Origin of the sequence: Planococcus salinarum (genome assembly GCF_007004625.1) — a bacterium.
Lineage (GTDB): Bacteria > Bacillota > Bacilli > Bacillales_A > Planococcaceae > Planococcus > Planococcus salinarum.
The window spans coordinates 80,851-87,483 of the sequence record NZ_VIFV01000015.1 but is presented as its reverse complement, the minus strand read 5'-3'; the positions used below and the strand labels follow the sequence as shown (position 1 = coordinate 87,483).

At 47.9% G+C, this 6,633-nt stretch carries 6 protein-coding genes and 1 pseudogene; all 7 read left to right on the top strand.

Annotated elements, in window-relative coordinates; translation table 11 throughout:
- Positions 1–184, top strand: a pseudogene (locus DIJ65_RS10565) (IS110 family transposase); the annotation flags it as partial.
- 282 nt (positions 185–466) lie between these two features.
- Entirely contained in the window at positions 467–1,120 is a 654-nt protein-coding gene (locus DIJ65_RS10560) for a uracil-DNA glycosylase (protein ID WP_117301989.1), read from the top strand.
- 450 nt (positions 1,121–1,570) lie between these two features.
- On the top strand, positions 1,571–2,380 hold the full coding sequence (gene zupT / locus DIJ65_RS10555) for a zinc transporter ZupT (RefSeq protein ID WP_117301987.1): 810 nt from the start codon (positions 1,571–1,573) through the stop codon (positions 2,378–2,380).
- A gap of 175 nt (positions 2,381–2,555) precedes the next feature.
- Complete coding sequence (locus DIJ65_RS10550; protein ID WP_117301985.1) at positions 2,556–3,785, top strand: MFS transporter; 1,230 nt, start codon at positions 2,556–2,558, stop codon at positions 3,783–3,785.
- Between the two features lie 170 nt (positions 3,786–3,955).
- Complete coding sequence (locus DIJ65_RS10545; RefSeq protein WP_117301983.1) at positions 3,956–4,795, top strand: GNAT family N-acetyltransferase; 840 nt, start codon at positions 3,956–3,958, stop codon at positions 4,793–4,795.
- 221 nt (positions 4,796–5,016) lie between these two features.
- Positions 5,017–5,985, top strand: a complete 969-nt coding sequence (locus DIJ65_RS10540; protein ID WP_117301982.1) for an ABC transporter ATP-binding protein — start codon at positions 5,017–5,019, stop codon at positions 5,983–5,985.
- On the top strand, positions 5,982–6,620 hold the full coding sequence (locus DIJ65_RS10535) for an ABC transporter permease (protein ID WP_117301980.1): 639 nt from the start codon (positions 5,982–5,984) through the stop codon (positions 6,618–6,620). Before DIJ65_RS10540 ends, DIJ65_RS10535 begins: the two co-directional genes overlap by 4 nt.
- The last annotated feature ends 13 nt before the right edge of the window (positions 6,621–6,633 follow it).

The window sequence follows — 6,633 nt, the reverse complement described above, 5'->3', positions numbered from 1 at the left end:
CCGGGTCAGGACCCAGGTTCCTGAATACGAAGCCTTTTACCAAAAGAAATACCGTGAGGTGCCGAAACATCAGCACAAACGAGCACTCGTCCTGACCGCAAGGAAACTCGTGCGCTTGGTGGATGCGATACTACGCAGCCAGCAACTCTTTACGCCGGGAAAGGGGCGTGAAGCGATGACGTAAATTACGTCATTGAGCGCCTTTCTTAATTACCAGTAAATGGTAGTTATTTACTGGTCTAGTTTCTTGCGGTCTTTTTCCACAAAATCGACCTTTGATAACTTCATAATCATTTATTTTTCAGTTGACATACTACCGCAGGTCTTTTTGTAAGGTCCAACATATTTAATGTTAGGTTTCTTAACATAATAAATAAACTTTTCTGAAAATGCAAGATTTTATTTATTTAAATGTAAGGAAAGTTAACATTTAAATTATGATAAACTATTTTTGAGGTGATCGATTGTGTATAAAATCAGTGATGAACTTGTGAGTTTGGGGATAGCGCGCATAGAAGGTTTTCCGGTAGAGGGTTTCGTAAGAGGCAGTGGTCCGCTGCAGCCGGCAGTCATGCTGGTGGGGGAAGCGCCGGGCGAAAATGAATTGGAAACGGGCCTCCCGTTTACCGGCAGGGCAGGAAAGGAACTGATGCTCTCACTGGCGAGCGTCGGATTGAGCCGTGACGATGTCTATATTACAAGTGCTGTACGAAGCAGGCCGTATAAATGGGGAACGAAGAAGAAACGAAATGGGGACACAGAGGAGCGGAAGTACAACCGTGCACCGACAAAAGGAGAGATTATCGCCCATGCGCCGATTCTGGATGCGGAAATACAGGATATCCAACCTCCTTTAATCGTTACGCTGGGGAATGTCGGTCTGCAACGGTTGATCGGAAAGCAGGCAAAGGTGACGGAGTTGCATGGGGTCCTGCTGGAAACGCCCATTTTAATATGGGACGAAACAGCGGGTAAGTTCAAAGAATCGGAAGAGAGTTACCATGTCTTCCCTACTTTTCATCCGGCAAGTGTATTTTATAATCCGCCTGTCCGTTCGTTGAAAGAAGATGATTGGCGAAAACTGGGGGAGATTCTGAAGTTGAAAAAGGTGAAGGATTAATCATCGAGTTAGAAAATGAAAACCGATATTGCGCAAAACAGCTTCGCTTTCCTGGGGGCTCGCGCTGAGCTAACTGCGGACTTCGTCCGAGTGGATCTCAGCACTTCGCTTGCTCCCCTGGGAGTCTTCGCTGTTTTGCTCCATATCTCAGATCGATTCTTTATAAAGGAATATCTTAAATAGTTTGTTTCAAGAAACTTACACCCCATATCTAAACAGAATTAAAATGAAGCGCAAGGCGCTGTAGGAGCACAGGGTTTTCGAAGCGAGCGAGGAGGCTTAGGCCGCTCTCCGCAGAAAGCATCCGCCTAAAGCATAATGATTGAAGAAGTTGCCAGTTTCTCAACAAGCTGAATAATCGAATATCTTTCTTTGTTGAAGAAAGTTGTACGAAGGAAACTTTTAGCGTACAATAACCATATTCAATAGTAGTGGAAGGAAGTCATGGGTATGGACAGTACGGTCTTATTTGCATTAGCGCTTACCCTGTTTGCCGGTCTGGCCACCGGAATCGGCAGTTTGCTGGCGTTTTTCGCCTCCCGGACCAATACGAAATTTTTATCGGTTTCACTCGGTTTTTCAGCAGGCGTAATGATATATGTTTCGCTGGTTGAAATTTTTGTTAAAGCTAAAGACTCTTTGACAGGCGCACACGGTGAAACAACCGGCTATTGGCTGACGCTTGCCGGCTTTTTCGGCGGCATGATATTCATGGCGATTTTGGACCGTGTGTTGCCGCAACTCGGAAATCCGCATGAAGTCAAAACGATTGAAGATATGGATGAAGGCCCAAGCAATGATGAATATGCCAGACTTCGGAAAATGGGGATTTTTACAGCAATTGCGATTGGTATCCATAACTTTCCTGAAGGCATCGCCACATTCATGTCGGCCATCCAGGATCCGGCGCTGGGCATCGCCATCGCCATCGCGGTTGCCATTCACAATATTCCGGAAGGGATTGCGGTTTCGGTTCCGATCTATTACGCAACCGGCAGCCGGAAGAAAGCATTGCTTTACAGTTTTCTGTCAGGAATTTCGGAACCGGTCGGTGCAATTGCAGCCTGGCTGTTCCTGATGCCGTTCCTGAGTGATACACTTTTCGGCATCGTCTTTGCTTCGGTCGCAGGCATTATGGTTTTCATCTCTTTGGATGAATTGTTGCCTGCAGCGAAACGGTACGACGAGGCGCATCTGTCCATTTATGGCCTTGTCGCCGGAATGGCAGTAATGGCTGTAAGCCTTGTATTGTTGACATAACGAAAAGAGAGCGTCTCCATCTTCCTGTGTATAGTAGGAGGGGGCGCTCTTCAGTTTGGCGAAAAATGAATTTGTGTCAGAGGAGCATTGAAGAACTTGTGCCATTTTTGCCTTAAGCGTATAGTGATAAGGTGTAAAGACACCGTGATGGATGCTTAGGAAAAGGAGGATGCATATGACCACTATTACTGGCAAAGAAAAAAATACTGCGCCGATATCGCGCAACAGGCTGCTTTGGATCGCCGGCCTTGGCTGGCTGTTTGATGCAATGGATGTCGGGATTCTATCCTTCATCATCGCAGCACTCCAACAGGACTGGGATCTGACAACAAGTCAGATGGGATGGATTGGCAGCATCAATTCAATTGGCATGGCGGTCGGTGCATTCGTTTTCGGGATTTATGCAGACCGGGTCGGGCGGAAAAAGATATTCATCATCACCTTGCTGCTGTTCTCACTGGCGAGTGGTATATCTGCTTTCACCACAACATTGGCCGCGTTCATGATCCTGCGATTCTTCGTCGGCATGGGACTTGGCGGAGAATTGCCGGTGGCTTCGACCCTTGTATCGGAAAGCGTCCCGGCCAAAGAGCGGGGGCGGGTCGTCGTGCTGCTGGAAAGTTTTTGGGCGGCTGGCTGGCTTCTTGCGGCAATCATTTCTTATTTTGTTATTCCGGCTTCCGAATACGGTTGGCGCATCGCGTTATTGATCACCGCACTGCCGGCGCTGTATGCTCTTTATCTCCGGATCAACCTTCCGGATTCGCCGCAGTTCACAGCTAAGAAAGATGTGCTGCGTTCCGTATCGGTCAATATCAAAGATGTTTGGTCGAAAAAACACGCCAAAGCCACTTTGATGCTTTGGATCGTCTGGTTTATGGTCGTGTTCTCATATTATGGCATGTTCTTGTGGCTGCCGAGCGTGATGGTGCTGAAAGGGTTTACGCTGATAAAGAGCTTCCAATATGTCCTGCTCATGACTTTGGCGCAACTTCCGGGCTATTTCACGGCAGCCTGGCTCATTGAAAGAATCGGCCGGAAATTCGTCTTGGTCACTTACCTTTTTGGTACAGCGGCAAGCGCGCTTGCTTTCGGCAACGCCGAATCCCTGGCTATGCTGATTACGGCAGGAGCCTTCCTGTCATTCTTCAACCTTGGCGCATGGGGAGCGTTATATGCCTATTCACCCGAGCAATATCCCACAGTCATCAGAGGTACCGGTACCGGCATGGCGGCTTCATTTGGCCGTATTGGGGGTATTTTCGGACCTCTACTCGTCGGCTTTATGCTGACAGCGGGCTATGGCGTCAACGTGATATTCGCGATATTCTGCAGTGCGATCATCATCGCTGCGCTGGCGGTTGCGTTCCTGGGCACTGAAACAAAACAAATGGAATTGGATTAAAGCATTCTGTAACGGCCACCAACAACCCTTGAGTTGCCGGTGGCCGTTTATTGGCTGAGTCTAAAGACCGCTTCCGCTTATATATTGTGTAAACTTAAAAAATCGGCAGGAATAATAAGGTGAATGGCCAATATTTATTAGATGGATAAAATAGAAAAGAGTGTGGGGTTATGGAATGGAAAATATATGACGATCCGGTTGCGTTTAGTGAAAAGGTTGAATCGCTGCTGTATAAAAATGAAGATATCTTCAGTTTGTTCCTCGGGATTCTGGGGCAGATCAACAACGGTCGATATGAAGAGTATTATTTGGCCCTGGCGGAAGAGGGGAAAGAGGTTCTGGCAGCTTGTCTCATGACGCCGCCGCACCCTCTGCAACTTATCATTTTTAAAGAAATTCCCGGACTGGAAGCGAATCTTGCCCGGCATTTGAAAAGGGATAGCCAGGAATTGCCGGGTGTTATCGGCGACAAAGAAACAGCAGGCCGGTTTGCGGAAGCCTGGTCAGCCGAAACAGGCGCGGCTGTGGAACTTCATATGGATGAAGGGCTGTATCGCATCGATGCGCTGGCGCCGGGTCTTGAAAAGAGTCGGGGAAGCTGGCGGGTCGCCAATAAACGGGATGCCGAATTACTGGAAGAATGGTATCTCCTTTTTGAAAAAGAGACAGGAATCGGTTCCTCCAGCCATAAAGAAGCCTCGATGAAAATCGGGCAATTTCTGGAGGATAAAGAAGTCTACGTCTGGGAAGTGGAAGGAGAAACCGTAGCCTGTATGAAGAAAGCGCGTCCTTCCAAGCACGGAATTACCGTTTCTTTCGTTTTCACCCCTGAAAAATACAGACGAAAAGGCTATGCCCGGACACTGGTGGCAGAAGTGACAGAAGAACTGCTGTTGGAATATTATTTTGTAATGCTCTATACCGATTTAAAAAATCCCACAGCGAATAAAATGTACAACGAAATTGGCTATGAGAAAATTGCTAATCCGGTGCATTTGAAATTCATATAAAATCAGGGTTCCAGCTGAAATTATGCATGCAAAAGAGTTCGTTTCCAACGGCTGCTGTCAGGCGGCCGTTTTTGCATCAGTCCTATCGGATAGACGCAAGATACAAGCAGTTGGTAAATAACGGGATATAAAGAAGAAGTTATCGAAAATGGCAGACATATTACCAATTTAAATAGGGTAATGAAATGATAGTAGGAAAGTTTTAGGAAGGAGCGGAGGCAATGATCCGTTTTGAACATGTGACCAAGCAGTTTCCGGATGGAACGGAAGCGCTGAAAAACACATCCCTGGTGTTTCCTACCCATAAATTGACAGTGGTAATCGGACCGAGCGGCTGTGGGAAAACCACCCTGATGAGGATGGTCAACAAACTTGAAAAACCGACTTCCGGTGATATCTTTATTGATGAAAAACCGATTACCGACTTGGAGGAAGTTCAGCTGCGTCGTTCGATTGGCTATGTTATCCAAAGGATTGGTCTGTTTCCGCATATGACGATAGCAGAAAACGTTTCTCTCGTGCCCCGCTTGCTGGAATGGCCCAAGGAGAAGACGGACAGAAGAGTCGAAGAACTGCTGGAATTAGTGGGACTGGAGCCTGAAATCTATAAAGAGCGTTACCCATTGGAACTCAGCGGTGGGCAACAGCAGCGTGTGGGAGTAGTTCGCGCGCTGGCAGGAGACCCGAATATTATTCTCATGGATGAACCGTTCTCTGCCCTGGATCCGATCAGCCGGGAACAGCTGCAGGATGATCTCCGGAACCTTCAGCAGGAAATCCGGAAAACGATTGTTTTTGTTACTCACGATATGGATGAAGCTTTGAAAATCGCCGATACAATCGTCGTCATGCGCGACGGAGAAGTAGAACAGGTAGGCACCCCGCAGGAACTGATCAGCAATCCGGCGAATGATTTTGTGAAAAGTTTCATCGGCCTTGACCGCATCAATCGGCAGCGTTCGTTCGGAGAGCGGAAACTGAAAGAGTTTTTGGCTGTCTTTGGAGAAGTTCCGAGAGAAGGTGCTTTGCAAATCTCCGGAGAAGCGACGATAGATGACGCCTTTTCCGAAATGGAAAAAAGTGGCCATCCGTACTTGCAGATTGTCGAAGCGGGAAGGACGCTCGCTTATGTCAGTGACCGTGATCTCGTAAAGGCAGCTCTCCAGAAGCAGGAGGGTGAAAAAGTATGAGGAATTTTTTTGATACGCTGGTCAGCCGCCAGGATATGATCCAAACGGCATTTATGGAACATATATATCTATCATTTGTTGCTGTGGCAATCGGCATCGCGCTTGCTTTGCCGACAGGAATCATTATTGCGCGATACCGTCGCTACGCTGAGCCGGTCATCGGCGTGACGGCTGTTTTTCAAACGATCCCGAGTCTTGCCCTCTTCGGTTTTTTAGTGCCGATATTGGGGATCGGCTCCCCGACCGCTTTGATTGCGCTGATTATTTACGCTTTATTGCCGATTCTCAGAAACACCTATACCGGTATCACCGGAGTGGACGGCTCGACCATTGAAGCCGGGCGCGGCATGGGCATGACCCGCACCCAAATCCTCAGGCAAATCGAGTTGCCGCTGGCGCTGCCATTTATCATGGCGGGCATCCGGACGGCCACAGTGCTGACAGTCGGTATTGCGACCCTGGCGACTTTTGTGGGTGCCGGCGGCCTTGGCGACATAATCTACCGGGGATTGCAATCCTATAATAATTCATTGGTTCTTGCCGGTGCATTGCCGGTAGCATTATTGGCAATCGGCTTTGACCAGATCCTGAAATGGATTGAAAAAAGGACGACTCCGAAAGGATTGAAAAACTAAAAGGAGGAATTGA